This is a genomic window from Conexibacter sp. JCM 18997 (assembly GCF_055391915.1).
This window is the reverse complement of record NZ_AP043885.1, coordinates 917,573-944,169: the sequence shown is the minus strand read 5'-3', so window position 1 is coordinate 944,169 and position 26,597 is coordinate 917,573. Positions and strand designations below refer to the sequence as shown.

The following is a 26,597-nucleotide window of genomic DNA, read 5'->3' as shown; positions in this document are numbered from 1 at the left end:
GCAGTCAGCTGCCCAGCCCGCGCCCTCGAGCGGGCCGGGCAGCTACTTGGTGTCGGGGAACGGCAGGCCGCAGTCGAGCGACGGCACGAGCCGCAGCGACCGGCGCGCTGACCGGGCGCCGGCGAGGTCGAGCGAGCGCTCGAGGCCGACATCGAACTGGGCACGCTGGGCGAGGCGGTCGGCCTGGCCGCGGAACTGCTCCTGCAACGCCTCGCGGACGCCATTGGAGCGGACGCACGAGTTGCGGTCGGTCTGGTAGCCGACCAGGCCGACGACCAGCAGTGCAATGGCGACGCCGACGATGATTCGGCGAAGTGGACTCCAGCGGGCAACGCGCTCGCCGAAGCTCACGGCAGGACCTCGTCGGAGATCCCCACGGGCCGGACGCCGCAGTCGCGAGGGACGCGCTTCTTCGCGGTCAGCTTGCGGTAGTTGGCCAGTGCGTCGTAGAGCTCAGGGCTGCGGTCACGCGGAAACGGGCTGATCGCCAGCACGATGGTGCGCAGGGCCCGAGCGGTCCCGGCCTGGCGGTTCTGGACCTGGCACGTGATGTAGTTCCCCTGGGCGAGACGGAGGTCCTGGGCCCTGTTCTCGGAGACCTGGTCGCGGGCGGTCGTCGCCGCGTCGCGGGCGGTCTGTCCGCTCCACAGCGAGACCACGCCGATGATGACGGTGATCGCGTACAGCACGTAGATGCTGCGCGGCACCCGCGACCACCGCCGCCGCTCCGACTTGCGGGGCACGTCGTCAGGCGCGTCGGCCGTGTGGATGTACTCGCTGCGCTGATCGCTCACAGGTGCCCCTCGAGAACGAGCTGCAGGACGATGAGGACCGTGACCGCCGCGGTGGCTACGGCGGCCCAGATGCGCTCGAGGCGGCCCATCATTCGCCGCCGCCCTTGTCCGCCCACTTCGCGAACTGGAAGCCCATCAGGCCGAGCGCGGCGGCCATGACCCAGTAGCGGCGGTCGTTGGCGTCGAGGACCTGCCAGCCGAAGGCTCCGAGGCCAGCGAAGAATGCGATGGCCCTGGTGACCCGCGAGTAGATCTGATCCCAGTTGGACCAGATCCGGTGCCACAGGCCGCGGCGCGGCGACGTGGGCGGGGCAGGCGGACGCGAGGGGCACTCCGGGGTGGGCTGCTTTCCGGTCACTCACGGGCCATCCCTTCCAGATCGCACCATTCAGCCCAGCCAGCGAGGGATCAGCTCGAGGCGACGGTCGCGAAACTCCGCGAATGTGCCGCCGTTCTTGCGGTACTTCGCGAGGACCACGTCCCCTGCTGAGAGCGTCTTCGGACCGATCGTGCGGCCGATCGACGCCTGGCCGTTGGTACCACCCGAGCGCATCACGAGTCGATCAGCGTTCTGCGCCGCCGCAGCGCCGAGCGCGACACTCATCCACGCGTCCTGGTCGGCGTCACTATTCACCGCCAACGCCTCAAGGTGAATGTCGTACTCGCCGGAGAGCGGCACCGAGATGGACGGGCCAGTCGTAGCGAGGTTCGTGTACGTCTCGCTTGTCGTCTGCTCGCCGGCTGCGACGGCCGACGAGAGGCACGACCGCCCAAGGCCCTCCCACTTCAGCGCGCCCGCCTTGCTCGCGTCGTAGCGCAGGTGCCACTTCACGCGCGACGTCGCGTCGGCGAGGAAGAACAGCTCCTGACCGTCGAACGGGCTCGCGGGCAGCGTGTTCACCAGGGCGGCGTTGCTGATCGCCTCCCAGCTCGTGCCGGTGTCGAGGAACAGCGGCTTGCCCGCGAGGTCGGTCGCGCGGAACAAGCGCCCCTTCACGCCGGCATTCGACACGCTCGACTCCCACGACCCGCCGGCCTGGATCGTGGAGTAGGGGCCCTGGTCGTACAGGGAGGTCTTCTTCAACTGGTCGGCGTGCTGGCCGATGCTGCCGCGGAGGTCCGACACCTGGTCGGTCGTCGCAGGCTTGTTCAGCGCCACGGGCGTGGTGGTGTCCATCAGGGCTCCTCGGATTCGAGCTCGGCCAGGTCAGAGAAGTCGCCTTCGAGATCGCCGATCGTCTGCCCGTCGTAGGCGGCCTCGAGCTGGCCGATCGTCCAGCCGTCGAGCGTCTCGAAGATCACGCGCCACGCCGAAGGCGCCGCACGCTTCGCGGCAAGCTCGGCCGCGGCCGGGTCCGGGGTCTCGCTGGTGTAGGTCTGCACGAGCAGCCGGAAGAACGCGCCCTGGTAGCGCGGGGTGACCATCACGCGAGACACGGCGTCGACATCGGCGGCGACGTCGAGGTGGGAGGCGACAGCGCGCTGAATCCCACGCACCGTGGACCGGTCCTTCGCACCGCCGTGCGCGAGCAGCTGGCGGCGCTGATCGGCGGGCGTGCCGGGCAGCAGGTACTCGCCGATCACGCACGCGATCCACGGGAGCGCCTCGTCGGGTAGCGCGTCGAGATGCGCGAGGCGTGCCCAGCCGCTGCGGTTGTCGAAGATCTCGGTGACGAGCAGCACGTCGCGGAACGCGGCCGCGCGCGCAGCGCAGCGATTCGCGAGCACGTAGCCGTTCGCAGCTTCGGCGTGCGTCCACGGCTCCAAGCGCTCGTACTGGCGGCCGGCGAGCGCAGGGGAGAGGTCGATCACGTGAGCTCCTGCGTGGTGATCGAGCCGTCCGGCAGCTCGGGCAGCGCGGCCGGGCCCGGGATGGTGAGGTTCGCCGACTCCAGCTGCAGCGCCCAGCCCACGGTGATGTCGGCGGTGATGTCGATCGCCGTGCCGCCCGAGGTCAGCGCGACCTTGAACGCGTCAGCGGTCTCGTCCCGCACGAAGTAGGTCGTGTCATCCACCAGCGGGGCGCCGCCGACGAGGCCACGGAAGGTGATCTCGTCGGTGTCGACGAAGCCGTGCCCGACCGCTGTGATGACGTTCGACGACGCCAGCCCGGTCACCGCGCGGCCGCGACTCAGGAGGATCCCGTCGACCTGGTCGACGCCCTGGACCTGATCGACAGCCGATCCGATCTCGAACGGGCGGATCACCGGGGTCTCGATCCACGTGACGTAGCGCAGCGCGCCCGGGTTGCCGTAGGTCGACTTGCTCAGCTTCACGCCCATCGCCGCGCGCACCCGAGGCGCGACCTCCAGGTACGTGTAGCCGGGCAGGACGCTGAAGATCGCGTGGGCGAACACCGGGGTGCGCGTCGCGCCGTTGACCGGCGTGTTGATCCCCGGCAGCACGTTGGCCTGCAGGTCGGCCTCGATGGCGTCCATGTCATCGCCCGAGAGGTCGTTGCCGTTGGCGTCGACCACGGCCAGCCAGACCCAGCCCTCGCCCGCTTCCTCATCGTCAGGGTCGGCGGGGTTGTAGAGGTTCTTCACCAGCACCCGGGCGACCGCGGGATGGTTCAGGGCGTGCGCGGCGTAGTCGTCGTCCTGTGTCGGCCGGCCGCCGATGCGCTTCAGCCGCGTCACGCGGTCGCGGAAGTCGGCCAGAGACTCCTCGTCGCGGCCGTTGACGGTCTCGTCCTCGTCGAGCGTCGCGGTGATCCCCGCGAGCGCGTCGAGGATCTGCACCGGGCCTGAGAGACCGGTGGCCTGGGAGCCGACGATGGCCGCCGCGATCGTCACGCCGCTGACGGCGTCCTCGCCGTCCTCGAATGTTGCGTCGACGGTGGTGAGGAAGCCCTGGCCGCCGATCTTCAGCTGCACGGGCGCCTCGAGCACGAGCTCACCGTCGTCGTCGTCCCGGGTGAAGGTGACGTGCGCGGTCGCCGTCGTCGCACGGTTGCGCAGGATCCCGTCCCACTGCTCGGCGAGCTCGACGAAGAAGTCGTCGGCGCGACCGATCAGCAGCTGCTCCTGAAACGACGCCTCCTCAGCGACGCCGTCGGCCTCCAGCCAGCTGAGATCACCGGGGACGAACGTGATCCCCGGGTAGGCCTGGCGCAGTCGGTCCAGAATGCGCTCGCGGATCGCGTCGGGGTCGCCGCCGGCCTCGGTGCGCAACTGCTGATAGAAGCCGCCGGCCTCGCTGAGGGACTCAGACATTGCGCGCCACCGTGCGGACCTCGATCACGACGGCCGCGAGCTGGCTCGAAGTGTCGGGTCGGCGTGTGAGAACGGACTGGGCGTCGGGCTGCTGCATCCGGATGACTTCCTCCAGCACGTCCACGGGGTCCTTGATCGACTGCGCGACGTCGGGGGACCCGAACGTCTCGCGGCTCTCCACGAAGCCCCGAGGGCAGCGCAGCGTGGCCTCCACACGGCCGATGACCTCCTCGTCGGAGCGTTCCTCGACGAGCTCGAAGCCGGTGCCCGCAGCGTTCAGACGCGGCGGATAGGCATGATGGGGGCGCTTCAGGGCCACGAGAGCGGTCCTCCTCCGTCAGCTCGACCACACGACCGCGTACACAGCGCGGCCCTGGTGGTCGGCATGGATCACGGCAACGTCTCCAGGAGCCGGCGGCCCGTCACCCGAGGCGAGCAGATAGCGGACAGGCCCCCACGGGGATGCGCCCCACGTCGGCACCGTCAGCAAGATCCGGCCGGCCGAGTCGGGTGCGGTGTGCACGACAGCCCGGGTGGCGGCGGCCAGGACCCTCTGGCGGGGCCGCTCGGCCCGCCGGACGCGGTCGTACGTGTCGCCCATCAGGTCCCTGGCCAGTGCCGAGGGACGAAGCCGGCCGTCGGTCGATCGGTGTAGCGGAGATGCGGGCCACTGCCGCCGGACCCGTAGGCCGAGGTGTCGAAGCGCTTGGCGTCGAAGCCCTTGAACTGGATCCACACGTGGCCGTTCGGGCCCGAGCCGGGCTTGACCCACACGGTCATGTAGTCGCCCTCGCCCGCCTCTCCCCACGTGAGGAAGTAGTCGCTGATCTGCGGGCCGGTGATCGCCTTCGGCATGAGGCCGCCACCGTGAAGCGCGATCGACGTCGACGACGAGCAGTCCAGCGTTGACGAGCTGTTGGCAGCAGCCCACCCGAGGCCGTGGCCACCAGCCCCGTACGGCAGGTTGCGACGGTCGATGTCCTTCGCGGCGGCGTAGACGCCTTGGACGCCCTCGCCGGCCGGTCCTGAGCCGGGGGCAACGGTCGAGGCCTGGTCGCCGAACTCGTCGTCGGGCGTGGCGGTGATGACGTCCGCCGTGGGCTCGGGCTTCGGAGCCTGCGCCCGACTGAGTCGGAGCGTGGCGGTCTGGACGTCGGCACGGGGGTACTGGTCGATCTCGCGGACGATCCAGCGGCCGTTGGCGCCGGGCTTCTTCTCGATGATCACGCAGGCGCCGGTCCAGAGCGCCCAGTCGCCGGCGCGCAGCACGACGGTCAGCTCGTCGATGACCTTGCGCTGGGACCAGGTGCCCCGGATGGACTCGACACCGGGCAGGTCCTCGCTGAGCGTCAGGACCGCGGGTGCCTGGGCGAGCAGGATGTCGTTGGTGAACATCACCTGGTCGCCCCAGTCGAACAGGGACCACTCCACGTCGTCGGCGAGGTCGCGCATGGCGTCCCAGTCGAACGCGTCGGCCTCCTTGTAGAACTCGAACTCGTCGAGATAGGAGCGCTCGCCGGCGGCGTCGACGCGGCTGGAGAAGCCGTCGTTGTCCAGCGCCACGTTGAAGGCGGACAGAATGGCGCGCGCCTCCCCGGCGTGCTGCTGATAGAAGCGCACGCCCTCCTCGTACGTGGCGAAGTTGCTCTGCGGCCCCCCGACGTTCAACGCGATCTCGCCCGGTGACCAGTCCGGGTGCTCGCGCGCCGCGGCGATCGCACCGTTGACCTGGTAGCCCTTGCCGCCCCGCCAGAAGTAGTAGGCCATCCCCTCGGTGTCATTGATGTCGAACAGGGCCGGGCCGAGCGCGTTCGCGCGGTACCGGCCCTGGAGCACCCCGCCGTACGCCGAGCCCGCCTGGTTCGCCACGACACGGATGGCTGACTCGCCGATCGCTGCGCAGAACGCTGCGACCGCGGCCCGGCCGACCGCCCCGACCTGCTGGCGCACCCGGAGAAGCACGGCGGTGTTCTGGCGCTGGTGGGCGTCCATCGCGACGCCCTTCACGGTGAGGTTCGCCTTCGAGATCCGCGACGACGTCTCCCGCTGCGCGGCGACGCGCCGATAGGACGCGGTCTCCAGCGCGGTGATGTCGTCGTCGGTGAGCCCCTCGACCAGCTGCGGTGCGTCGCCGCCTGGCGAGGTCACAACGGTCACGCCACTGGCCGCGGCGATCGCGCCGACCGCGTCGTAGCGGGTGAAGTCCGCGCTGCGCGTCCACTTGCGCGGCTTGCTCTTGTGGCGCATCGGCTTCGCGATCGGCGCCGGGAAGAAGATGAGGTCGTAGCCCTGATCGGTGTCGGGCATCTCCATCAGTTCCCACGACCGGCCGTCGGGCGTCGTGACCTTGATGCCGACCTTCAGCTTGGAGTCGCCGAACAGCTCGGTGTTCGCCACGAGCTCGCGTCCCCGGTCGATGATCGGGATCGTGAGGGTGGATGCCTCCGACATCTGCCGGTTGACTCGGACGCCCGCGCCGACAGCGGACGCGATACGCACGTCGACGGTCTTGCCGTCGAGGACGAGCTCGTGTGGCCGCCAGCCGCGCACGCGCAAGATGTCGCTGTTGCGGCGACGGTTGGCCATCAGAGGTTCTTTGCGTTGGGCAGCACGATCGTGGCGCCCGGCGTCAGCGCACGGTCGGGATGCGGGTTCTCGTCGTTGTTGGCGTCAGCGATCTCCTTCCACCGGCTCTTTCGCCCGAGCGCCTTCCCGGCGATGCTGCGGTAGGTGTCGCCCTTCACGACCGTGTAGGTGTGCGGCTTGTCGCGATTGGCCTCCTCGGGCGAAGGAAGCCGCTGGCCGGTGACGTCCTGCCGTGGGTCGTGGCGCAGGTACAGCGTGCCCGCCCAGCGCACGAGGCGGTCCGCCTGGTCGGTCGCAGGGCACTGCTCGTCACGGCGCTCATCAACGCCGTCGATCACGTACGCGAGGTCGGCGTGACGCAGAGGACCTTCGACGCGCAGCCGCGGCGGGCGTGACCCGTCAGGCCGGCGCATCAGCTTCTCCAGGGCGTCGAACTCCCGCTGCACGTGAGTGCCGTGGGCGATGCCCTCGAGCAGCACAGGAACGGCGTGCACGAGCGTCTGACCGGAGACCCAGTCGAGCAGCTCGGTCTGGTCGGTGCGGGGCGCCGACTGGAAGCCGCCGTAGCCGCCGGGCGGGACGATCTTGCCCGTGAGGAACAGGTCCAGTGCGGGGTCGGGCTTCGGCGGGATGAGGCGGATCCAGCCGCGCTGACGCGGGCCAGGCGGGTTGAGGATCGCCTCGCCGTCGCGTCGCGGGCCCGCCGCGCGTCCGAGCGCGCCGCCGAGGCTGGACCCTGGCCCGCCGACGCGGGCGCCGAGGCTGCTGCCCGTTCGGATCGTGGGCATCTACCGGCGCCCCTTCGTGCGCAGCTCCGACTTGTGGTTCGCCCGCGCGACGACTTCCCCGTCGAGCTTGACCTCGGTCTGCACGTAGGCGACGCCCGCGTCGCGGTAGCCAGTGAGGCGCGGGTCGACCGGGTAGGCGTGCCCGTCGACGTTCACGCTCGTGGCGGTGCGACCGTCGGGCAGCGCGCCCGGCGAGCCCATTCCGGGGCCGACCGCTGCGCGCCGGCGCGCAGCGTCAGCGCCGGTGGTCGCGTAGTCGTTGTTGGGCATGATGCCCGACTCGGCCAGCAGGATCCCCGGGAGGAGAAGGCCGGACAGCTTGCCGACCGTCTTGGCCTTGCTCACCAAACCTGGCGTCTTGTCCAGCTTGGTCGGCAGCCCCCCGGGCCCCGAGCCCGAGCCGGTCACGTCCTCCACGAAGATCGGGTTCAGCGGCGTCGACCCACGCCCAGCCGCACCGGCCAGGTTGCCCTTCAACCCGCCGGAGAAGCCGCCACCGAACCGCCCCGCAGCGATCCTGCCGACCGTGCCGAACGCGCCCATCTTCGTCAGCAGGAAGCTGGCGCTGAAGACCTTCGTCCAGGTGTCCGCGTTCCACCAGGCGGTGGCGAAGCGCTCAGCGAGCACGGGGGCGGTGTGCACGATGTGATCAGCGATGAACGGCGCGGCCGCGTCGAAGCCGTCACCGAGCGCCTCGCCGAACTCGCGCCCGCCGAGCAGCTGCTTGAACTCGTCACCCCAGTCGTCGACGAGCGGTCCGAAGGACCGCTGCGCGCGTCGGCTGGAGAGCGCCAACTTCTGCTCGATGTCGAGATCGTCGCGGCCGAAAATGTCGGCTACGCCCTTGCCGAACTTCTCGATGACGGGGGTGACCTCGTCGACGCGATTGGTGATGCCCGTGAAGAGCCGATCGGTGATCGGCTCCAGGCCGCTGCCAATCGCCTCTTCGAGGTTCTCGACGTTCGTGTGGAGCTTGTCCAGCGCGGTGCCCTGCGCGGCGGCCTGGCCGCCGAACTGGCTGCGCAGCTCCTTCAGGATGATTCCCTGGGCCTCGCGGAGCTTGTTCTCCTTGACCAGGCGTTCGATGCGCTTCTCGTCGGCGGCCGAGAACTGGACGCCAGCGCGGCCCAGCGCGGTCATGCCCTTGATCGGGTCGTTCAACGCCTTCCCGAGCATGATCGCCGCCTGCTTGGGCTCCTTGTCCATCTTCACCGCGACGTCCGACAGCAGCCCGATCGTCTGATCGAGGGTGCCGCCGACCTTGCCGCCCTCGTTGCGGATGTTCTTGAAGGTCAGGAGCATGTTCGCTCCCGACTGGATGGCCTCGTCGTCGACGCCGGTGAGGCCGCTGATCTTGCCCGACAGGCGTGCGATGTGGTCGGCTGTGACGTTCGCGGCGCCGCCGGTCGACTTGATCGTCGCGACGGTGTCAGCCTGGACCTTGCGCGACTCCTCCCAGGCCTGGGTGGCGCGCTTGGCCTCCCAGAAGATGAGACCGCCGGCGGTTGCTGCTGCGCTGCCGGCGGCGATCAGCCCCGTGCGGAGTCGGCCGGTGGCACTGTTGAAGAGACGACTGGCGTGCTCGGCCTTTGAGACGTCGCTCGTGACGCCGCGAACGGGGCGCCGGATGTCGGCGTCGACGTCGCGGGCGAAAGCCTTGTTCCCGAGGAGTCGGTACCGAAGAGCGACTTCATCAGCCATTGCGTATCACCCCGAGCGCTACGAGAACGGCACGTGTAGCCGCGTCGGCGGCCATCTGCGCGGCAGCCTCTTGGCCGTCGCGTTCCAGCTCCGCGCGCCGTACAGCGACGGCAAGTGCGAGCAGGTGCTCGGCGCGGTCGGTGGACCGCGCCAAGTCGATTTCTAGTCCGCCGAGACGGGCGATCGCGTCGACCGCACGCCAGCGAGCGATTCCCCCACAAGAGCGCCCTCGACCTCCTGCGAGGTGTCGAGTTCCCAACGTCCCTGCTGCGCGTAGAGGCGCCGGATGGCGCCACCGTTCTGGCGGGTGAGACACATCAGTACGTCGCGCTCGGAGCGTGCAGTGTCGATCCCTTCGACCTTGCCGCGCAGCCGGTTGGCAAGGTCAGCGCCGATCGTAACGGACTGCCCGTTGCCGTCGAGGACCTCGTGTTGCGTGCCTTGGCCGTCGACGGCGAAGACGCCCGTGCAGGCAGCAGCCAGCCATGCGCTCTTGAAGATGAGGTCGTCCTCATCGGCTGCGAGCTCGGCCAGGCGCTCGACCTCCTCGTCATCGTTGAGGACCTCGAACCGGGCGAACAGCTTGCCGTGCCAAGTGGGGATCCACAGCAGCAGCCGCTCACCCTGCGCGTAGGCCTCATTCCACGCGTCGGCGACCTCGGCGAGGACGCTGCCGTCCGGATGCTCGCTCACAGCGCGAGGTCCTGGTCGACCGCGAAGGTGCAGACGAACATCTTCGCCGTCGCACCGTTGGCCAGGTTGACGTTGCCCGACGCCGCACCGAGCAGCACACCCGTGTACACGTCCGGGTCGCCGAACGCGACCTTGCGGCCGTCGATGTAGACCACGGTGACGCCGTCGCTGTCGGAGACGGCGCCAGCGTTCAGGGCGCGTTCGACCTGGCGGCGCAGAGCGATGTCGCTCTGCTTCTGAGGGCGGCGGACGATGACCGGGCTGCGGTCGCCGGAAAGGCCGGGCAGGACGATCTTCTTGCCGTCCTCGTCGGTGATGGTGAACGCCTCCATCGTGAGCTCGCCGCCCTCGAACTCGGTGAACCGACCGAGCTGGATACCGCCGGCGCCGACGGCGCTGAGTCGGGCGTTGGCCTCTGACAGGCGAATTTCGCGGGCCATGTGATCAGGCCTCCTCGGGGGTCGTGGCGCTGCGCACGGTCTCGATGGTCACGGTCTCCGCGGTGAAGGCGTCGGTCCAGCGGGCAACGATCTTCACGCGGCCAGCCTGCAGCTCGCTGACGGGGTTGACGGACTGCGAGGGGCCGGTGTCGATGACCAGGCCACTGATCGCGCCGGCGGTGACGTAGGGCTTGAGGACCTTGGCGCCATCGGCGGCGAGGTCCTTCAGCTGCACGTTGTTGCGGTCAAACGTCTGGTGGACGTAGCGGGCGGCGACGACCCCCAGCAGCGCCTTCACGGCCATCCGCATCCGAGCGGCTCCGAAGAACACGCTCAGCGGGTAGGTGTCCGGGTCGGCGGGCCCGCGGCTGCCGTACATCTTGATGTCGCCGTACTCCTCGATGAAGACGGCCAGCCCCTTGGCGTTCAGCGTGGCCCAGTCGTCCTCGGCGAGCACCATTGTCGCGAGCGCGTCAGAGCGCACCCACGGCGTGACGATGCCGAGGTCACCGGCGGCCGGCTGGTTGGGCATCTCGCCCGCACGGTCGTTGCGCGCCAAGCGCGCGGCCTCGATCACCGAGGCGGCGATGGTCCGCGTGGTGCCGGGCACGACGCCGTCGCAGGGGAGCGGCGGCCAGCACGGGTACATCACCTGGGCGACCGAGCCGAGGTCGCGAACGTCGTCGATGTAGTCGTCGAGCGTGCCGAACGTCGTGGTCGCCGGCGCGTCGACCGGGTACACGCGGTTGCGGTCAGCGACGACGTCGGCGATCGCGCCCTGGATCGCGGCATCGCGGAGATCCGGAGTGACGACCTGGCCGACGCCGAGGTTCCGCGGCGCGGTCTTCGCCGCGGCGACCCACTGCGTCACCGTGGCGTTGGCCACGTCGTCGGTGCCGCCGGCCAGCGCGCCCTTGACCACGGCGACGGGGAGAGCGCTGGAGGCGCCAGTCGCGATCAGCTTGCCGTACACGCCGTTGGCGGTCGCCGAGATGCACGCCGCGCGGCTCGCCGCGGTGAACGTCTCCACGAGCTCCTTGACGCCGTCGCCGTCCTCGTCGTAGTAGACGTTCAGCACGACCGGGCTGGTGCCGGTGATCTCGATCTCGATGTTGTTGCCGTCGTCCCACTCGTTCGCGACGTACTTCAGGGTGTCGGCGTTGGTGCCGTCCTTCAGCACCTTGAACGCCTGCACCGGGGTGGGGCCGAACAGCCGCGACGTGTGGATCGTCGCGGGCCCCTCCATCTCGAAGGCCTTGTCGACCCCGTCGTAGGCGCTCTGCGCCTTCGTCGTGCGGCCACCGCGCTCGCGGATGTAGTCGGCGAGCGAATGCAGGTCAGTGACTAGGGCCGGGCCCTTGGCCATCGCCTGGATCAGCAGCATGGTGTCCAGCGCAGTGGGCTGGCTCCGCGGCGTCACCAGGTCGGAATCGCGGTACTTGACGCCTGGCGTGTCGGCCACGGGTCAGTCCTCCTCGGTCTCAGGGACGGGGATCTCCAGCAACAGGCCGTCGGCGAGCAGCTGGCGGTTGGTCGGGTGGTCGGGATCCACGTCGTGGGCCTCCTCCAGCGGGGCGAGTAGACCTCCGCCGCCGAGAACCAGCGGCGTACTGCCCGCCGGCGCGGTGCTCGCGACGCTCACGCGCTGAGGCGTGTGCTCTGCGATGAACGCCTCGAGCTCGGGGACGGTCAGCTTCTCGTCGACCTCGACGTCAACCAACTGGCGGGCCTCCGTGAGGAGGGTCGCCTTGTTCTTCTGAGCCATGCTCGCCTCCTCAGGCGGGGTCTAGGTCCGGATCCGGCGAGATAAGCGGCGCGTCATCACCGACGTCGACCGTGACCTGCTCAACGAGATATGCCGGGTCAGGTTCCTCAGTGGGGTCGGTTGACGGCTCGGTCGGACCGCCGCTCGGATCGACGATGGCGTCGACGAGGAGATCGAAAGTCACCCGGCCGAGCGAGTACTGGCGGGCCGTCTCGCTTCCTGCCAGGTCGTCGAATGAGACGCCGGTGATCTCCAGGTTCTGAGCGAAGCCGTCGTAGGTCCCGTACTGCTCAAGCACGGCGTAGATCGCCGCGGTGTACGTCCCCGCGAGCCAGCGGCTCTGCTCGTGGGCACTGCTCGTGATGCCCTCAGCTCGCTGGTTGGCTTCGGTGAAGATCCCGACCCCGCAGCGCCACACAGCGCTCTTGGCCGAATCATCGATCTGATGGAGGCCAGTGGGGATACTGGACACGCCGATGCCGATGACGGGGAAGCTGCCGTCAGGCTCTTCCTGAAATCGGGCCGCGAACCGCCAAGCACGCGGCATCGGTAGCCAGTCCCGTGGTCGGCCAGCGCGGGCACTGAGCTCGGCGAGCCAGTCGGGCAGCCAGGCCCGTAAGGTGCCGGCGACGCTCTGCTCGACCTCGTGACGAGTAACGAGGGGCCCGAAGATGTTGGTGTCCTCAGCCATCAGGGCTCCCCTGTGATGGCCCAACTCTGCAGGCGCTTGACCGCGGAATCGCGGTCATGTTCGGTGAGGTCGATCACTCGCCGTTGAGGCACGCCGCGCCCGCGCTGGTGGAATTCGGCGTAGTCGAGCAGAGGTCGGAACAACATCCAGTCGGGCTCACTGATGAACTCCTGGTTCTTGTCCCCGCGCTGGGTGAGTGCGCGGCGCAGGTCGCCGCCGTCCTCGAGGATCGCGTACGGGTCCTTGCCGCGCCGCGCCTTGTCCTCCTTCGTGGAGTCCGCGAGTTCTGGCCACGGGTGTGCACGACCGCCGCGGCTGTCGAACTGCTTCTCGCCGATGACTAGAAGGTCGTCGCGAATGGCGTTCCAGGCCGGCCGCGCGTCGCGCACGCGATCCTCGAGTCGAAGAATCTCGCGATCGACCTGGACGTCGCCGAAGATGTCGAGGACGAGGCGCATTCGCTACCGGGCGCAGCGGCCAATGCCCGACGCGGGCGGAAACCCGTACGCCGGCGCGGCCGCATCATCGATCGCACCTGCGTCGCCGCCGGCAGCCTCCTCACGGATCGCCTTTGTCAACGCCCCGAGCCCATCGGTCCACTCGGAGCGCATCTGCTCGTACGTCGACTGGCCGGCGGCGACCTGCTGACGGAAGAAGCGGCGCTCGACGAGCATCGCGGCGCGCAGCACCACCAGGTGGCGGGCGCTGCCAATGAGCTCCTCGTCCTCGAGCTGGGTGCCGGTGCGCAGCGCGACGTCACGGACGGCCTGGTCGATGAGCTCCTCGACCTGCGCCTGTGTCGGCTGGGTCTCTGCGGTCCAGTCCTCGAGGTAGTTGCCGGCGTCGTCCTTGCAGCGGTCGGGGAGCTCGGCGGCGACCTCCTCGGTGGAGGGCCGGAAGATGACGCTGCTGTTGAAGCTGACTGCTGCGTCGCCGTCGGCCATCGTCTACCTCCGTTGCGTTCTGGGCGTCACCGATACGCGACCCATCAGAAGCCCGCGCTGGCCGCCTGCGGGGACCGCTTCCCCGCCTTCCATGCCAGGTACATCGCGGCGAGGCGCGCGCCTGCGGCCATGGAGTAGGCGGCGTAGGGGTGGTAGGTGTCCGAGGCGAACGCGTTCTGGTTGAACGAGTTGTGGTTGTCGATCGCGTCGACCGGCAGGATCGCGCCGCCCTCGTTCGGGTTCAGCAGCACGCAGCGACGGTCACCGGTCTCGGCGACGTAGGCATTGAAGCCAGCCGGGTTGCCGCGGTCGAGGCCCGAGGCGCTCTGGTTGAACGGGACGCACACGACGATGTCGGCGACGGGCGCGAGCTCACGCACCAGATGAAGCCCCAGGCGGACGTTCTCCTTGATGTCCTGGTTGACGTCGTTGGTCCCCATGTTGATCAGGACGATCTCCGGCGACGGCCACAGCAGCCCGTCCTCGTCGAGGCGGGAGACGCCGGCCATGTGGTAGGGCATCGTCGATGGCGGCGTGAGGGTGAGGCTGTAGAGCGGGTCCTCGCCGGCGACGCTGTCGGCCCAGTGCTGGCCGGCCTTGCCGATCCCCGCCCACTCCATGCCGACCGTGTCGGCGAACGCCTTGCCGTACGTCTTCAGGGAGTCGTTCCCAGCGCCGCCCTGGCTGCCGCCGGTCTTGCCGATCGTGCCCGACCCGTCGAGGTAGGAGTCACCGAACTCGTACACGGTGCCGCGCTTGCGCTTCACCGGAACGAGCACGGCCGACGAGTGGCACTGCAGGCCGAGCAGGCGCATCCGTCGCGCGCCCGCCCACCGGCCAGTGTCGGTGCCCGAGCCGCCGACCGCGGCGAAGTAGAACCAGATGTCGTACGTGCCGGCCGGGGCCGATGCGAGGAGCACGACGCGGTCAGTCGTGGGCGACAACTTCGTGCGCTGCCACACCTGGTTGGCGTCTGTCGGGTTCACCACCCATGACAGCGTCGGGTAGTTCAGCGGCGAGAGGCTGCCCGCGACGTTCGGCGACGGGTCGAACGGGATCGCGATGTCCCCGGCGGAGGTGGTCGTGATCTGCAGCCGGCCGTAGGCGCTGGGGTTGAAGCTCTCGGCGAACGCGCCGTCGACGATGTGCCAGTTCCCCGGGCTGAGCAGCATGTCGACCATCAGGTCTTCGTCGGGCTCGTAGGCGATGAACGGCTTGACGAAGATCACCGAGAGGACGTTGGAGGCCGAGAAGGCGCTGTCGGTGATCGTGGCCGTGCCGCTCGTCGAGCCGGCGGTGATCGTCAGGCGGACCTCGTTGTCGGAGATCACGTTGACCTGGTCGATCGTCGTCCCCGATGGGAGGGTCGAGCCGGAGAAGTTCGGCGGTGTCGTCAGCCAGCGCTGAACCCCGTTGCCGGTGACCGTGACGATGGACGTGATGCCCGCGTTGATCTGCCGCGGCGACATCGAGATCGACGGGGCGGTCACTGCGAACGAGAACTTGGTGGCGTCCTTGCTGTCGGTCAGGACGATCGCGTCGCTGACCGACCCGGTGTTCGTGATCGGGACGGTCGCGTGCGTCGCATCGTGCACGACGGGGGTGCCAAGCGTGACGCCCGAGCCGCCGGCGGCCGACCAGGTCGTCGACCCGTCCCACGTCGTGCCGATACCCGTCAGCTCGACGGAGACCGACTGGCCCGACCCAGCGGCGCTCGGCGTGCCGACGACGCCCTTCGTGTTGAGCACGTAGGACCGGCTGCGGTACCAGGTGTTCTTGATGCTTGCGCTGCCCTCGGCGATCCCCGATCGGCCCGACGCGGTGATCTTCGACCCGTTGGTGTCGGTCGCCGTGATCGTGGTGATCTCGCCGGTCGTGTTGTTGACCAGCGTGGCGACGAGCACGGGGTTGCCGCCCACGTTGCGGATGGAGAAGTCCCAGACGGCGTCGTTGTTCAGAGGCACGGCGGGGGCGTTCGTCGCGCCGCCGACGGTCGAGGCCGCCTGCGCGGCGCTGACACGCTCGAAGCGGAAGACCGTCGAGCCTGTCACCAGGCGGTAGTGGCTGCCGTCGGACTGCTTGCGCAGGACGATGTACCAGGGCGCGTTGTTGGCCTGGGAGACCTTGTTCTCGCGGCGACGATCCGCGCCCGCTTCGGAGGCGGGGCGCGTGAGGCGGTTGCCGGCCGTGCCGCCCGGGCCGGTCTCGGCGCGCAGCTGGTTGCCGACGATGTCGAAGGTGCTGCCGGCCTCGTCCTCCCAGTTGTTGCCCGCACCGGTCTTGGAGCCTGCGCTGCCGACGGTGGTGTCGGCGCGGGCGTAGTCGTCGCGGGTGAACTCCTGCCACACGTCGACGGCCACCGTCGTCGATGAGCCCTCGCCGTCGTCGATCGTCAGCGTGCCGCCGGCGGCACCGAACGACACCGTGATGAGCGCCGCCAGGGCACCGTTGACCTGCTGGTCGGTGATCTCCGCGCCGGTGATGCCGCTGATCGCGAACACCGTCTCGCTGTCCCACGAGGTGCCCGTGCCCGTCAGCGTGAACTGATGCCGCGAGGCGTTCGGAACCAGCGTCGGGGCGACCGCGACCGACATCAGGCGAGGTTCGCGAAGGTGGCCGTGCCGGTCGCGCTGACGACCTGCTTGATCGCGGCGAGCAGCGTGAACGGCTGATTCGCCGCGTAGGTGATCGTCAGGGTGGAGTCGTTGGTGAACTTGATGACGGCCTGGCCGTCGGTCGTTGGGTTGACCCACAGCCAGCGGCCAGGAGTGACGGCGTCTGCACCGACGGTGAGCGCAACGGCGCCCTGGGCGGGACGGCCGCTGACATTGAGGACGCCGGCGAGCGCATCGACGATCGCCTGCAGTCGGCTGGACGCGGTCGTCTGGTTGCTGGCGGTGGCGAGCTGCGAGAGGTCCCCCGGCTCGAGCTTCTGCGAGAGCTCGGTCAGGAGGTTGGTCAGCAGCGTCGCGGCCGTGTCCTGCTTGGCCGAGGTCGCCGCGCCACCGGCGGGCAGCCGGTCACGAACCTGCTGCAACACCACGTCCTTCGCCAGGCCCGTCTCCGGCGAGTCCGGCATCGCCTCGCCGACCGCGTCAGCGATCAGCTCAACGAGCTGCTCCTGATGCTCGGCCGGGTTGTACGGCACCCACTGCTCGAGCTCGGAGTCCCACACCTGCAGCTGCGCCGAGACGGCCATATTGCTACCTCCCCGCCTCGAGCGCGGTGGTCAGGGTCCTTAGTGCGGCGCCCCGAGTCGAACGGGGAGCCCCGCCGGGGTCACCGGCGGGGCGGCCTGCATGCGCCGCGAGACGTCAGGCGATCGTGAACGTGACCAGCACGAGGCCGCCCGAGTGGGCGGTGCCGGTGCTGGCGTGCGTCTCGACGAGGACGATCACGTCGCCCTTGACCACGTTCAGGTTTGCCGGGGTGCCCGACAGGGTGAACGCCTTCTCGTCGAAGGCCACCAGGTCGGTGCCCGTGACGAGGTCGAGCACCGCGACCGATGTGGACCCGGCCCCGGCCTGTCCCTTGTTCGCGGCGGTGAACGTGCGCTTCGTCGCCGTCGCGCCGGTCACCGCGGCTTCAGGGACCAGCGAGAACGCGCTGATCTTGCCGTCGAACGGGGCAACCGCCACAACCTGGTCAGCGTCCGCCCCCGCGATCTGCGCCGGGATCGTCGCCGTGCGCACCACCGGGTACAACTGCGCGAGCAGAGCCCCGTTGTCGGACCGCTTCAGGTCACGGGTGAACGGATCGCCCGCCTCTGCCGCGGCGACGGAAGCCGTCGCCGCGGGGTCGACGTTCAGCAGGAGGCCGCCGGCGGCGTTGCGCTTGACGCCGCGCCACAGCGTCGGGCCGGCCATCAGGCGTCACCGGCCTTGGCGATCGCCTCGAGCGCGGCGACGAGCGTCTTGCGCGCCTTCTTGCCCTTGGCCTGCTCGAGGTCGAGGACGCGCCGGGCCCGGTCCTTGTCCGCCCCGACCCATGCCTCGAGCGGCTCGACGTTGGCCTCGCCGAGCTGGTCGTCGGTGGCGTCGTCACCGAGCTCGATCGGCTCCGCTGCCTGGCCGGCGACCGGTTCAACGATGCCGTCCGAGGCGAGCCGGGCAGCGCGCTCGTCGGACAGCTCGACGGTCTCGCCGTGCGGGGTGAGCTTGCCGCCGACGCGAACGAACGCGCCGACGACCTTCACCAGGGGGCTCACGAGGACGCCCCGGTCAGCTTCAGCACCGCGTACGGGTTGTCGACGAAGTAGACGACCCGGGCGCCGATCTGGATGTAGTCGCTCTCCTCCTCCTCCTTGCGGTAGGTGTTGGTGTAGAGCGGCTTCTCCCAGCGCGTCTCGCCCGCCTCGTTGGAAGCGATCAGGCGCGACGTGCCGGCGGCGATCAGGTTAGTCGGGATGACCTCACCGTTGCCCTCCGGGAACACGCCGAGGTTCACGCCGCCCTTGTCGATCGGGTAGACCGAAAGCAGTGCGGCGTAGTCGAGCGTGTTGACCAGCAGGACGTTGTAGCTGACGTCCCAGTCGCTCGAATCGGCGATCGCCTGGGCGGCCTGGACGTCCGCGGCGGACCGCTCGCTGATCGGCGTCTGGTTGGCGCCGATGTTGACGATGTCCGCGAACTCGGTCGTCCACGCCGCGGTCCGCGAGAACTCCGCGATCGCAGCGTCGATCGCGGCGACGGCGTTCGCATGGAGCTTGCGCACCATGCTGTTGGACGCCCGGACCTGCTCCCGCTGGACGTAACGAACGTCGTTGCGGTCGCGCTTCTCCTCCGTGATCTTGATCTTCGTGCCCCACTTCGCGACCCGCGCCGTCCGGGGGATCGGCTCGCTGGCGTTGCTGATCGGGAACTCGGCGCCGGGAGCGATCTCCTCCGGCTCGCGATCCGCGTAGGCATCACCAGGCTGGGTCAGGTCGTAGACCACACCGCCGCCGCTGACACCGCCGCCGTTCGGCAGGACGCGATCGGCCCAGTAGTTCGCGACCGCGACAGCAGCGACCTGGCGCGTGACGCGGGTCGGCTGGTTCAGCAGCATCGGGACGGTGATCGCACCGGTCTGCTGATCGACCTCGCCGGGCGAGGTCGGAAGGGGACTCGTGGCAACAGGCATAGTGAGCCCCTCCTCAGAGGCCGGGTGCGACGCGGACCATGGCGAACTCGCCCGCGCTGGCGGTGGACAGGATCTGGCAGGCCTTGACGTTGCTGCCGGTGTGGGTGACGACCTTGCCGGAGGTGTCGACCATGCCGGCGGTGCCGTAGGTGACGCCGCCGGAGCCCACCTCGACGGGCACGACGTGGCCCGGGCCGAAGACGTCGTTGACGTCGCCGTCAGCGGTGTCGCCGGCGAGGACGCCGAGGATCGGGACGGTGGTGCCGGTCGGGTACTTCACCTTCAGCGGCTCGCCGTCAGCCTTGGCGGCGGCCTGCATGACGAAGCGGCCGCCGACGAGGTCGGCGCCCGTCGCGCGCCCGGTGAGGTTCCGTCCGGGCTGGTAGAGCGGGGTGATGGCGCCCATTGGATCAGGCCTCCGCGGGGATCAGGCCGCGCGCCGCCAGGGAGGCGCGCTGCTGGGGGGTGCACAGGGACACGTCGAGGCCGGTCGCGGTGACGCCGGTCTCGTTGTCGCTGGGCGCGCTGCCGCGCTCGTCGACGGGGATGCGGCCCGGGGTGAGCGCAGCGAGGGCGGCCGCTTCGGCCTCGGGGCGAGCGTCGAGCGCCTCGCGCCAGGCCTCCCGGCTCGAGGGGGCGATGCGACCGTCGGCGACGGCCGCCGTGACGAGAGCGTCACGGTCGGAGGCAACCTGCTGGTTGCGGGCCTCTCGACCGGCGGCCGCGTCGGCCTGCATCTGCTCGAACTGACCGCGATCGACGGTGACCGCGCGGGTGGCGGCGACCGGCTCCAGCTCGGTCTCGAGCTCCGGCTCGGCCTCGGCGGTCGGCTCGGTCTCCGCCGGCTCGGTGCCGGCCAGCACTTCGGCTGCGTTGCGCTGCGCCTCGGACGCCGTGTCGGGGTCGAGCCCCTGACGCTCGAGGACCTGGCGGACGGCGTCCTCCATGGTGTGCTCCTCTGAGTCGGGCCCCGCCGAGGCGGCGGCCGGGTTGGTGTTCGGCTGCGGCTTCGAAGGCCGCTCGGTGAAGGTGGCGAGCACCTGCTGCTGCTGGCGCTCCATGACGCTCACGGCCATCGCGGCCGGAGTGCCGGCGTGATCGACAAAGACACGACGGAACCGGTCAGCCGCGCTGGCCGCGGTCGGGGCGACGTCGACGTAGGTCTCGCGGACGCGGACCGGCTCACCGAACGTGACGGCGTCCTCGCCGTCGGTGCTGAACGGGACGCGCCACAGGCCGCCCTCGTCGTCGTCGGCGATGATCTCGGCCGGGTCGTAGCGGATGTCGCGGGCCCACCACCAGTAGGTGTCCAGCCCGTCGACCGGCTCGCCCATCGTCCAGTCGAAGTTGAAGCGGTCGCGGATGACGCTCGCGGAAACGCTGAGCTCGGCTGCGGGCACGGTGGCCTCCGTGGGTTGAGCGGCCGGCAGAGCGTCGGGGCCCTGGGCCAGGAGAGAGACGAGGTCTTCGAGGTCCTGCACGGCAGGGCAGTAGGGGCCCAGCCAGGCGACGGCGGTGACGACCATCGAGTAGCGCTTGCCGCCCGGGGTCGTGACGTCCCACGAGCACTCCATCGACCGGGACGGGTAGGTGCCGGCGTTGATCCAGTCGGGGACGTCGATCGCGTCGCCGATGAGGACGGCGCCGTCATTGGCGGTGCGGAGGTTGATGAAGCGGCCGAAGGCGGGCTCACCGTCGCCGATCGGGGCGAACGGGTCGTTCTTCGGGATGCCCTCGTTGAGCGCGCTGGTGTGACCGACGCGGCCGCGCGGGACCTGAATGTGCGGATCCTCGTTGGCGGCGACGATCGCGTCGGCGATGTTCTCCATCGTGACGGTCGCGGGGCCGGTGGAGGCGGGCCAGTCCATGCCGGCGGTGCAGATCTCGACGCCTTCGATGACGTGGGTCATGCGAACACCGCCGCCACGGCCAGCAGCACGACCAACACCGGCAGCGTCCAGACTGGCCACCACTCACGACGCTGCGAAAAGTCGAAGACGAGCCAGCAGGCGGCGACGAACGCCAGCAGCGGCAGCAGTGAGTTGGGCACCTCAGTCGATGAGCGCAGCCACTCGCTCACGCCGCCTCGCTCTCGTCGTAGACCGCGACCAAAGTCCCGCGGCACTGCGGCCCGCCGAGACAGTCAGCCGCCCCGCCCGTCGGGTAGTCCTGCTCGGCCTCCTCCAGCGACGCGTACTCCTTGCCGTCCAGGTCCGCGCACACCTCGCACGTATTGGCGTCCAGCAGCTCCGACGCGTAGATCCGCACCGGCGGATGGACGCGCATCACCTCGCGCCGCCCGGTCGCCTGCGCCTGCGTCAACGCGCCGCCGAGCTGCTGCTCCAGGTACGTGTCCGACAGGCCCTCGAGATGCTCGCGCACCTGGTCGGCCACGTCGCGCATCGACACCTGGTCGCTGGACCGGGCGACCGCCTGCCGCGCCGCCGTCTCGCTGAGCGACCGCGCCAGCAACGCGGCGACCGCGTCGGCGCGGGAGCGCAGCTGGTCACGGAGCGTGTCGAGGGGCGGGACGCTGAGCGTGCGGCCCTGCGCCGCCGCCTCGGTGATGACCGAGTCGGCGCCCTGGGCCAACAGCGTCTCCATCGACGCGGCCAGCTCGTCGGTGCCGGCAGACGCGGCCGCCAGCTGGGTCAGGTCGGTGAGGTCGCCGGCCGCGGCGATCGCAGCCACGAGCTCGTCGATCTGACCCGCGCGCACCGTTCCCCACGCCTCGAGGACCTGGCCGAGCTCGCGCTGCCATGAGGCCTGCAGCTCGTCGAAATCGACGTGCTCGACACCGGGCGTGTCGGCCGCAGCGGCCATGTGCCGCTTCGCGCGCTGCGGCCGGGCGCGGGCCGCGGCCGGCGCGGGCGCCGGCGGGGCGGGCGCGTCGTCCTGACGTTCCGGCGCGCCGAGCTGCTGGCGCAACCAGTTCTCGGTGTCCGGGTCCATGACGATCGCGCCGGCGCCGACCGCCTCCAGCAGCGTGCCGACCGCGGCCATCGGGTCGTCGTCGCGCTCGAAGACGATCCGCGGCACCAGCGCCTCGGTCTCGCCGTAGTTCCAGTCGACCCAGTCCTCGACGATGTGCTCGTTGCTGACGTCGGCGGCCCATAGGGCGACGGTCTCCTGGCCGAGGCTGAAGAAGTCCAGTTGCGTCTCGGCCTGCTGCGTCGAGCCGTGCCCGGTCGAGGTCACCCCGATCTGCATGAACATGGCCAGCAGCGCGCGAGCCATCGCCTCGTCGTGGTAGCGGATCGAGCCGAGCGTGTCCGGCAGGTTGCCCTGCACGCCCTTGAGCTCGAGGTCAAGCCCGTACGGCAGGTAGCCGCCGGCGTCCTCGCCGGCGCGAACGGCCTGCGCCATGCCCAACGCCTTCGCCTGATCGGCAGGACTCGGCACGACGTCCTTGTCGGTCTGACGGGTGAACGGCATCCCCATGCCGTTGCGCTCGTGCTTAAGCGCGTCGACACGGATCAGGATGTCCTTCACCAGCCAATGCCGGTACAAGGGGCGCAGCATCGACCGGCCCGTCCAGTTGCCGGCCTCCTGCTGCCAGATGTAGGCGACGAGACGGTCAACGGGGATCTCCGGCCCGTTCGCGACGTTCTGCTTGATGTAGACGAGGCCGCCGTCGTCGGCGACCTTGATGTCGCTGATCGTGCGCGGCAGCCGCGGCGCCAACTTGCGCAGCCGCCACATGCTGTCGCGGATCTCACCGACCTGCTCGAAGAACATGTGGCCGTACACCAGGCCAAGCAGCACGTGATAGAGATGCTGCTGCCAGCTGAAGCGGCCGCGGGTGCGGCGCTGGAAGTCGGCCTCGGCGCCCTGGATCGGGAGGCCGAGGTCCTCGGAGAGCTTCTCGACGATGACGTCGCGCGCCCCGTTGGGGTCGATCATCCACCGGTAGCGGCGGATCGGCAGCGTCATCGCCGACCACAGGGCGTGGACCTGCGCATCGCCGCGCATGCGCTCGTAGGTCGCAACAGCGCCGTACCCGTCGGGCTGCCAGCGCAGCTCGGGAACGTCCTCGGTGTCGTCGGTGTAGCTGGCCAGCCCCTTCCAGCCGGGAATGGCGGTGAACGGGGCGACGCTGCCGAGCTCGCTGGTAGGCGCTGAGGCCACGGGTGACCTCCAAGGTCAGGGCTACATGGCGCGGCTCATCAAGCCCGCGGTCAACGACTGGCCGGCCGTGATGACCGTGTCGTCGGGGAACTCCATCGGCCGCGACTCCATGAGATCGGTGACCGCCCAAACCATGGCGTCGAGCCGATCCGGGGAGTCGTCATCGCCGGGCACCCAGGTGCACAGCTGGTCCTCGAGCTCAGGGAAGCCGCCGACCAGGTGAACCTTCGACGGGCGGGCGGGCGGGTTGCCGAACATGGCGGCGACCGGTTCGGCGCGGGTCTGCTTGCCGCGACTGGCGTGCACCGCCTTGTAGGCGACGTGCGTGTCGGCGTTGCGGATGACGGCCTCGACCATCTCGCCGCCGTTGTTGACCTCGCCGACGATGCGATCACCGTGATGCTTGTGGTGGGCGCGCACCGCGCGCTGGCCCCAGCCGTCGGGCGGGAGGTGACAGGTGCGGTCGGCGACGATGTAGATGTCGCCGTCGACGCCGCGGCCGGCGACGATGATGCCGGTGTCGTCGTTGCCGGCGCCGCTGCCGGCGGCCGGGTCAACAGCGGTGACGACGACCGCGAGGTCGGGGACCTGGTCGTCGCTGACGCGGCACGCCTCGAGCACCTTGCGCTTCCACAGTGCGCCCTCGACATCGTCGAGCAGCTCGCCGCCGAGCTCCTGGCGGCCGAGGCGGGTGCCCTCGTAGCGGCGGCGCATCATCTCGACCCATTCGGGCGGGTTGTGCGGGTTGTCGAAGAGGGTGCCGTGCGTGCGGGCGACACCTTCGTCGCCGCGAATGTCCCGGTAGTCACTGACCGAGCGCGGCGTGGTGGAGGCGATCGCGCGCGGGTGCTCGCCGAGGCGCAGCCCGAACGCCGCCTGATCCCAGGCGGCCTTCAGCTGCGGGTTGGCGGCCATCTCCTCCCACCAGTCGATGTGCCGGTTGCCGCCGGCGCGGAGACGGTCGACGTCCTTGGGGAACGGGGTGCCGAGAACGAGCGCTTCGGAGCCGTTGGGCCAGACGACTTTCGCGCCGCCGGGCGCTGAGGGCAGCCACTTGATGTCGGGGTCCATGGCCAGCAGGCCGGATGGGCCTTGGATGCACGCTTCGACGGCGTCGCCGAAGGTCGGGGCGATGATGCGGCCGCGGTGCCCGGGGTTGGCGCGCATGTAGCGGGCGTAGTAGCGGGCGCATGCTTCGGTCTTGCCGGAGCCGCGGCCGCCTTCGAGGAGCCAGAGGTTCCAGTCGCCGGCGGGGGGTTGTTGGTGCGGCTCGAGGTCGGGGCGGCCGGTGGGTTCCCAGGCGGGTGGGAAGAGGCGGTCGAGGACCTGGTCGGTGGTGCCGCGTGGGAGCCGTCTGGCGGCCGGTTCGATGAGCGCCATCTCGGAGTGGTCCCCCTTCCCCTTGCGCCGGCCAAATCGGTCGGCGTAGGGTCAGCGCTATGGACGATCAGATCGGTCAGCAGATCGCTGACAACTTGGCGCGGCTCGCGACGACGCAGCAGGAGATCATGAAGCTGCTCGGCAACATCAACGCGAACTTGCAGGCGATCGCGACCAACAAGCCGCCGAGCATTCGGCAGCAGGTCTAGCGCGCTGGTGGCGCCGCGAGCCGCGCCTAGGCGGGGCCGGCTTCGAGTAGCGCCATGTGCCGGCGCACCACGATCGGCGCCTGCTCCTGCTGCGCCGCGGTGAGGACCAGGTCGCCGAGGATGCCGCCGATGAGGCGGGCGAGCATCTCGCCATACCGCTCGGCCATCTGGATCTTCCGCTCGTCGACGCCGGCGTCGAGCGCCATCTTGCTGAACTTCGCGAGCCGGTCCAGGCCTTCGTGCCGGACCTTGATCCAGACGTTCAACTCGACCGGGGCGGCGGTCGTCTCGACGAGCTCGCCTTCGATGTCCTGGTCGTCTGGATCGTCGAGGTCGGCGTGGTGGACGACGATCCGCTTGCGCTTCTCGGTCACCGGGTTGCCGACCGCGTTGTCGGGATCGAGCTCGGCGATGCGCCGGCTGGCGTAGGCGACTTCACCGGCGGCGACGCGGACGCACCACATGAGGGCGTCGAGCGGGTCGAGGTCGAGCTCGGCGCCCATGACCTGGACTTCGTTCATGGCGGCGAGCTTGGCGGCGTACTTCATCCCGTTCGGGGAGAGGCCGCCGTGGTGTTTGCAGTGGCCGTAGCCGAGGTGGTCGGTGCCCCAGCCGGCTTCGCGGCCGCAGGGCTTGCCGTTGCGGACGGCGCCGCACTTGCCGGTGTCGGTCATGAGGGCAGGGGTCGGGATGGGCCCTTGTCAGTGCTCATGACGACCCCGGTCGCGGCTCCGGGCATCTGGCAGGCTGCCGGAGAATGTAGCGCGTTGCAGGGACGTTGTGTCAAGCGCCGCCCCAAAGCCGAAGGTTCCGCGCCGGCTGACCCGCTCGGCTGCAGCCGCTTTCTCGTCGTCCGTCATCTCAAGCGTGGTGATCGACGCGGAGGCCGAAACCGAGACGTAGAGGTCCTCTCCGTGGTCAATCACGCCGCCTGTCCTTCCTCGAGCTCGGCGACAGCCTGCTCGATCACCGCCAACTGCGGCGCATCCGGATCCGCGTGCAGCACCGCCTGCCGCGCCCGCCGACCGATGTCCCGAGCCGACGACCGCCGCCCGTTGCGCGACTGACGATGCTCGACCCGAGCCTGCTCCACGTACGCGGCCACCGCCGCGTCATCGAGAACCTCCCCAGCATCCACCATCCCGAGATCCATGCGGCTGGTGTAGCCATGCTCACTCCCCGCCGGCTGCCCGGCCGGAGCCAGCCACACCACCGGCTGCTGCCGCTCGTGCACCAGGTCCAGCACCCACACCTGCCGATGCGCATGCCGCTTCTCAAAGCGCGACAGCGTCTCCTCGTCCGGCACCTCGACCGGCCGGCGGATCGCGCCCAGCCCCTCACAGACCGCGCACGTCCCATCCTTCGGGCACGACGGGCACCACGCCCACCTCGTCGGCGGCCACTGCTCATGCTCGCGCAGCCACGCCGCCGCGAACCCCGCCCGGGTCGAGAAGCCCTCCGCCTCGATGTCCTCCTGCGACAACTCGCCCAGCCGCGCCCGGCGCCGTCCCGTCACCGTCACCCGGGCCTTCGCCTTGCCGGCCGCCTCGACCTGAGCCACATAGGTCTCGCCGACCGAGTACGCGCACCGCGTCGCGCGACCGTCAGCCACAGACACCGGATAGCGCTTCGTCGCCGGCCGATCCTTCAACAGCCGACGCACCTGCTCCACACGCAGCCTCATCGCATACCCCCTTGGGGTACCCGCATCGCATGGGCTCGCCGCACCCCGCCCCGTGCATAAGGACCCAGGCGCCGCGACCGTCGATCGGTCTCGCAGGTCAGACGAGCGACAGCGGAGTCGTGCATCTGTGGACGCGGTGCACCCCCGTCTCGTTGCTCCTTATACGTGGGGCCTGTCATGCGGCTTCGTCGAGGGCGGCGCGGAGTTCGCGGCGGTTGAGCTGCAGGGTTTCGCCGCTGGTGGCGAGGGTGAGCAGGACGGTGTCGCCGTCGCATTCGAGGAGCGTTGGTTCAGGTTCGGGTTCGTTGTCGGGTGGGGTGCGGACGGCCATGAGGTGGATCGGGTCCATTGGGCGCCTCCTGTGGTGGCGGGTGGTGGTGGTGCCCGATTGGTGACCGGAAGTCCGGATCCACCGGTTCGATTCCGGTCGTCGCCTCTCGCAGCCTGACCGGCTGGTC

At 69.9% G+C, this 26,597-nt stretch carries 31 protein-coding genes and 1 tRNA gene; 2 read left to right on the top strand and 30 right to left on the bottom strand.

Annotation, left to right across the window (positions count from 1 at the left end; all coding sequences use genetic code 11):
- Positions 1 to 42: 42 nt before the first annotated feature.
- From ACZ5UI_RS04860 to ACZ5UI_RS04730, 27 genes are all read right to left on the bottom strand, one after another.
- Positions 43 to 351 carry a hypothetical protein gene (locus ACZ5UI_RS04860; RefSeq protein WP_464194794.1) on the bottom strand — a complete coding sequence of 103 codons (309 nt, stop codon included), beginning with the start codon at positions 349 to 351 and terminating at the stop codon, positions 43 to 45.
- The gene (locus ACZ5UI_RS04855; RefSeq protein ID WP_464194792.1) at positions 348 to 794 is read right to left on the bottom strand and encodes a hypothetical protein; all 447 of its coding nucleotides are present in this window, start codon (positions 792 to 794) and stop codon (positions 348 to 350) included. Before ACZ5UI_RS04855 ends, ACZ5UI_RS04860 begins: the two co-directional genes overlap by 4 nt.
- 88 nt (positions 795 to 882) lie before the next feature.
- Positions 883 to 1,152 (bottom strand): hypothetical protein, encoded by a 270-nt coding sequence (locus ACZ5UI_RS04850; RefSeq protein WP_464194790.1) that lies wholly within the window; start codon positions 1,150 to 1,152, stop codon positions 883 to 885.
- 30 nt (positions 1,153 to 1,182) lie between these two features.
- Positions 1,183 to 1,971, bottom strand: a complete 789-nt coding sequence (locus tag ACZ5UI_RS04845; protein ID WP_464194788.1) for a hypothetical protein — start codon at positions 1,969 to 1,971, stop codon at positions 1,183 to 1,185.
- Positions 1,971 to 2,606, bottom strand: a complete 636-nt coding sequence (locus tag ACZ5UI_RS04840) for a hypothetical protein (protein WP_464194786.1) — start codon at positions 2,604 to 2,606, stop codon at positions 1,971 to 1,973. Before ACZ5UI_RS04840 ends, ACZ5UI_RS04845 begins: the two co-directional genes overlap by 1 nt.
- Positions 2,603 to 4,009: a hypothetical protein gene (locus ACZ5UI_RS04835; protein ID WP_464194784.1), complete on the bottom strand. Its 1,407-nt coding sequence runs from the start codon at positions 4,007 to 4,009 to the stop codon at positions 2,603 to 2,605. The genes ACZ5UI_RS04840 and ACZ5UI_RS04835 overlap by 4 nt, the downstream gene beginning before the upstream one ends.
- Complete coding sequence (locus ACZ5UI_RS04830; protein WP_464194782.1) at positions 4,002 to 4,328, bottom strand: hypothetical protein; 327 nt, start codon at positions 4,326 to 4,328, stop codon at positions 4,002 to 4,004. Before ACZ5UI_RS04830 ends, ACZ5UI_RS04835 begins: the two co-directional genes overlap by 8 nt.
- Positions 4,329 to 4,609: 281 nt before the next feature.
- Complete coding sequence (locus tag ACZ5UI_RS04825) at positions 4,610 to 6,595, bottom strand: hypothetical protein (protein ID WP_464194780.1); 1,986 nt, start codon at positions 6,593 to 6,595, stop codon at positions 4,610 to 4,612.
- On the bottom strand, positions 6,595 to 7,383 hold the full coding sequence (locus tag ACZ5UI_RS04820) for a LysM peptidoglycan-binding domain-containing protein (RefSeq protein ID WP_464194778.1): 789 nt from the start codon (positions 7,381 to 7,383) through the stop codon (positions 6,595 to 6,597). Before ACZ5UI_RS04820 ends, ACZ5UI_RS04825 begins: the two co-directional genes overlap by 1 nt.
- Positions 7,384 to 9,084, bottom strand: a complete 1,701-nt coding sequence (locus ACZ5UI_RS04815; RefSeq protein WP_464194776.1) for a hypothetical protein — start codon at positions 9,082 to 9,084, stop codon at positions 7,384 to 7,386.
- 162 nt (positions 9,085 to 9,246) lie between these two features.
- Positions 9,247 to 9,777, bottom strand: coding sequence for a hypothetical protein (locus ACZ5UI_RS04810; RefSeq protein ID WP_464194774.1), 531 nt, complete (start codon positions 9,775 to 9,777; stop codon positions 9,247 to 9,249).
- Positions 9,774 to 10,217: a hypothetical protein gene (locus ACZ5UI_RS04805; RefSeq protein WP_464194772.1), complete on the bottom strand. Its 444-nt coding sequence runs from the start codon at positions 10,215 to 10,217 to the stop codon at positions 9,774 to 9,776. Before ACZ5UI_RS04805 ends, ACZ5UI_RS04810 begins: the two co-directional genes overlap by 4 nt.
- A 4-nt stretch (positions 10,218 to 10,221) precedes the next feature.
- On the bottom strand, positions 10,222 to 11,679 hold the full coding sequence (locus ACZ5UI_RS04800) for a hypothetical protein (protein WP_464194770.1): 1,458 nt from the start codon (positions 11,677 to 11,679) through the stop codon (positions 10,222 to 10,224).
- 3 nt (positions 11,680 to 11,682) lie between these two features.
- On the bottom strand, positions 11,683 to 11,982 hold the full coding sequence (locus tag ACZ5UI_RS04795; protein WP_464194768.1) for a hypothetical protein: 300 nt from the start codon (positions 11,980 to 11,982) through the stop codon (positions 11,683 to 11,685).
- A 10-nt stretch (positions 11,983 to 11,992) separates the two neighbouring features.
- Positions 11,993 to 12,673 (bottom strand): hypothetical protein, encoded by a 681-nt coding sequence (locus ACZ5UI_RS04790; protein ID WP_464194766.1) that lies wholly within the window; start codon positions 12,671 to 12,673, stop codon positions 11,993 to 11,995.
- Positions 12,673 to 13,131 (bottom strand): hypothetical protein, encoded by a 459-nt coding sequence (locus tag ACZ5UI_RS04785; RefSeq protein ID WP_464194764.1) that lies wholly within the window; start codon positions 13,129 to 13,131, stop codon positions 12,673 to 12,675. The genes ACZ5UI_RS04790 and ACZ5UI_RS04785 overlap by 1 nt, the downstream gene beginning before the upstream one ends.
- A gap of 3 nt (positions 13,132 to 13,134) precedes the next feature.
- A complete protein-coding gene (locus ACZ5UI_RS04780) occupies positions 13,135 to 13,617 on the bottom strand; it encodes a hypothetical protein (protein WP_464194762.1) in 483 nt (160 codons plus the stop codon).
- Positions 13,618 to 13,661: 44 nt separating this feature from the next.
- On the bottom strand, positions 13,662 to 16,211 hold the full coding sequence (locus ACZ5UI_RS04775; RefSeq protein WP_464194760.1) for a hypothetical protein: 2,550 nt from the start codon (positions 16,209 to 16,211) through the stop codon (positions 13,662 to 13,664).
- A complete protein-coding gene (locus tag ACZ5UI_RS04770; RefSeq protein ID WP_464194758.1) occupies positions 16,211 to 16,816 on the bottom strand; it encodes a hypothetical protein in 606 nt (201 codons plus the stop codon). Before ACZ5UI_RS04770 ends, ACZ5UI_RS04775 begins: the two co-directional genes overlap by 1 nt.
- Positions 16,817 to 16,931: 115 nt before the next feature.
- Complete coding sequence (locus tag ACZ5UI_RS04765; protein WP_464194756.1) at positions 16,932 to 17,483, bottom strand: hypothetical protein; 552 nt, start codon at positions 17,481 to 17,483, stop codon at positions 16,932 to 16,934.
- The gene (locus ACZ5UI_RS04760) at positions 17,483 to 17,824 is read right to left on the bottom strand and encodes a hypothetical protein (protein WP_464194754.1); all 342 of its coding nucleotides are present in this window, start codon (positions 17,822 to 17,824) and stop codon (positions 17,483 to 17,485) included. Before ACZ5UI_RS04760 ends, ACZ5UI_RS04765 begins: the two co-directional genes overlap by 1 nt.
- Positions 17,821 to 18,738, bottom strand: a complete 918-nt coding sequence (locus ACZ5UI_RS04755) for a major capsid protein (RefSeq protein WP_464194752.1) — start codon at positions 18,736 to 18,738, stop codon at positions 17,821 to 17,823. Before ACZ5UI_RS04755 ends, ACZ5UI_RS04760 begins: the two co-directional genes overlap by 4 nt.
- 13 nt (positions 18,739 to 18,751) lie before the next feature.
- Complete coding sequence (locus tag ACZ5UI_RS04750; RefSeq protein ID WP_464194750.1) at positions 18,752 to 19,144, bottom strand: hypothetical protein; 393 nt, start codon at positions 19,142 to 19,144, stop codon at positions 18,752 to 18,754.
- A gap of 4 nt (positions 19,145 to 19,148) precedes the next feature.
- A complete protein-coding gene (locus ACZ5UI_RS04745; protein ID WP_464194748.1) occupies positions 19,149 to 20,648 on the bottom strand; it encodes a hypothetical protein in 1,500 nt (499 codons plus the stop codon).
- Positions 20,645 to 20,818 (bottom strand): hypothetical protein, encoded by a 174-nt coding sequence (locus tag ACZ5UI_RS04740; RefSeq protein ID WP_464194746.1) that lies wholly within the window; start codon positions 20,816 to 20,818, stop codon positions 20,645 to 20,647. The genes ACZ5UI_RS04745 and ACZ5UI_RS04740 overlap by 4 nt, the downstream gene beginning before the upstream one ends.
- On the bottom strand, positions 20,815 to 22,866 hold the full coding sequence (locus ACZ5UI_RS04735) for a phage portal protein family protein (protein WP_464194744.1): 2,052 nt from the start codon (positions 22,864 to 22,866) through the stop codon (positions 20,815 to 20,817). Before ACZ5UI_RS04735 ends, ACZ5UI_RS04740 begins: the two co-directional genes overlap by 4 nt.
- Before the next feature lie 21 nt (positions 22,867 to 22,887).
- Positions 22,888 to 24,033, bottom strand: a complete 1,146-nt coding sequence (locus tag ACZ5UI_RS04730; protein ID WP_464194742.1) for a phage terminase large subunit family protein — start codon at positions 24,031 to 24,033, stop codon at positions 22,888 to 22,890.
- Between the two features lie 272 nt (positions 24,034 to 24,305).
- Here ACZ5UI_RS04730 and ACZ5UI_RS04725 point away from each other — a divergent pair, with 272 nt between their 5' ends.
- Positions 24,306 to 24,455: a hypothetical protein gene (locus ACZ5UI_RS04725; protein ID WP_464194740.1), complete on the top strand. Its 150-nt coding sequence runs from the start codon at positions 24,306 to 24,308 to the stop codon at positions 24,453 to 24,455.
- 26 nt (positions 24,456 to 24,481) lie between these two features.
- Here the strand turns inward: ACZ5UI_RS04725 and ACZ5UI_RS04720 are convergent, their stop codons facing one another.
- The 3 genes from ACZ5UI_RS04720 to ACZ5UI_RS04710 all read right to left on the bottom strand — a co-directional run bounded on the left by ACZ5UI_RS04720 (position 24,482) and on the right by ACZ5UI_RS04710 (position 26,488).
- Positions 24,482 to 25,129, bottom strand: coding sequence for a hypothetical protein (locus tag ACZ5UI_RS04720; protein ID WP_464194738.1), 648 nt, complete (start codon positions 25,127 to 25,129; stop codon positions 24,482 to 24,484).
- Between the two features lie 248 nt (positions 25,130 to 25,377).
- Positions 25,378 to 26,139, bottom strand: a complete 762-nt coding sequence (locus ACZ5UI_RS04715) for an ASCH domain-containing protein (protein WP_464194736.1) — start codon at positions 26,137 to 26,139, stop codon at positions 25,378 to 25,380.
- A 175-nt stretch (positions 26,140 to 26,314) separates the two neighbouring features.
- On the bottom strand, positions 26,315 to 26,488 hold the full coding sequence (locus ACZ5UI_RS04710; RefSeq protein ID WP_464194734.1) for a hypothetical protein: 174 nt from the start codon (positions 26,486 to 26,488) through the stop codon (positions 26,315 to 26,317).
- 14 nt (positions 26,489 to 26,502) lie between these two features.
- Between ACZ5UI_RS04710 and ACZ5UI_RS04705 the strand changes: the two genes are divergently transcribed.
- Positions 26,503 to 26,575: transfer RNA gene (locus ACZ5UI_RS04705), tRNA-OTHER, on the top strand.
- Positions 26,576 to 26,597 lie beyond the last annotated feature (22 nt).

Bases quoted from the DNA above. Each gene is read 5' to 3' on its own strand.
- ACZ5UI_RS04845 (WP_464194788.1), bottom strand. From the start codon at position 1,971: ATGGACACCACCACGCCCGTGGCGCTGAACAAGCCTGCGACGACCGAC.
- ACZ5UI_RS04835 (WP_464194784.1), bottom strand. From the start codon at position 4,009: ATGTCTGAGTCCCTCAGCGAGGCCGGCGGCTTCTATCAGCAGTTGCGC.
- ACZ5UI_RS04825 (WP_464194780.1), bottom strand. From the start codon at position 6,595: ATGGCCAACCGTCGCCGCAACAGCGACATCTTGCGCGTGCGCGGCTGG.
- ACZ5UI_RS04820 (WP_464194778.1), bottom strand. From the start codon at position 7,383: ATGCCCACGATCCGAACGGGCAGCAGCCTCGGCGCCCGCGTCGGCGGG.
- ACZ5UI_RS04815 (WP_464194776.1), bottom strand. From the start codon at position 9,084: ATGGCTGATGAAGTCGCTCTTCGGTACCGACTCCTCGGGAACAAGGCT.
- ACZ5UI_RS04805 (WP_464194772.1), bottom strand. From the start codon at position 10,217: ATGGCCCGCGAAATTCGCCTGTCAGAGGCCAACGCCCGACTCAGCGCC.
- ACZ5UI_RS04795 (WP_464194768.1), bottom strand. From the start codon at position 11,982: ATGGCTCAGAAGAACAAGGCGACCCTCCTCACGGAGGCCCGCCAGTTG.
- ACZ5UI_RS04790 (WP_464194766.1), bottom strand. From the start codon at position 12,673: ATGGCTGAGGACACCAACATCTTCGGGCCCCTCGTTACTCGTCACGAG.
- ACZ5UI_RS04785 (WP_464194764.1), bottom strand. From the start codon at position 13,131: ATGCGCCTCGTCCTCGACATCTTCGGCGACGTCCAGGTCGATCGCGAG.
- ACZ5UI_RS04780 (WP_464194762.1), bottom strand. From the start codon at position 13,617: ATGGCCGACGGCGACGCAGCAGTCAGCTTCAACAGCAGCGTCATCTTC.
- ACZ5UI_RS04775 (WP_464194760.1), bottom strand. From the start codon at position 16,211: ATGTCGGTCGCGGTCGCCCCGACGCTGGTTCCGAACGCCTCGCGGCAT.
- ACZ5UI_RS04770 (WP_464194758.1), bottom strand. From the start codon at position 16,816: ATGGCCGTCTCGGCGCAGCTGCAGGTGTGGGACTCCGAGCTCGAGCAG.
- ACZ5UI_RS04765 (WP_464194756.1), bottom strand. From the start codon at position 17,483: ATGGCCGGCCCGACGCTGTGGCGCGGCGTCAAGCGCAACGCCGCCGGC.
- ACZ5UI_RS04755 (WP_464194752.1), bottom strand. From the start codon at position 18,738: ATGCCTGTTGCCACGAGTCCCCTTCCGACCTCGCCCGGCGAGGTCGAT.
- ACZ5UI_RS04750 (WP_464194750.1), bottom strand. From the start codon at position 19,144: ATGGGCGCCATCACCCCGCTCTACCAGCCCGGACGGAACCTCACCGGG.
- ACZ5UI_RS04745 (WP_464194748.1), bottom strand. From the start codon at position 20,648: ATGACCCACGTCATCGAAGGCGTCGAGATCTGCACCGCCGGCATGGAC.
- ACZ5UI_RS04730 (WP_464194742.1), bottom strand. From the start codon at position 24,033: ATGCGCGCCAACCCCGGGCACCGCGGCCGCATCATCGCCCCGACCTTC.
- ACZ5UI_RS04725 (WP_464194740.1), top strand. From the start codon at position 24,306: ATGGACGATCAGATCGGTCAGCAGATCGCTGACAACTTGGCGCGGCTC.
- ACZ5UI_RS04720 (WP_464194738.1), bottom strand. From the start codon at position 25,129: ATGACCGACACCGGCAAGTGCGGCGCCGTCCGCAACGGCAAGCCCTGC.
- ACZ5UI_RS04715 (WP_464194736.1), bottom strand. From the start codon at position 26,139: ATGAGGCTGCGTGTGGAGCAGGTGCGTCGGCTGTTGAAGGATCGGCCG.
- ACZ5UI_RS04710 (WP_464194734.1), bottom strand. From the start codon at position 26,488: ATGGACCCGATCCACCTCATGGCCGTCCGCACCCCACCCGACAACGAA.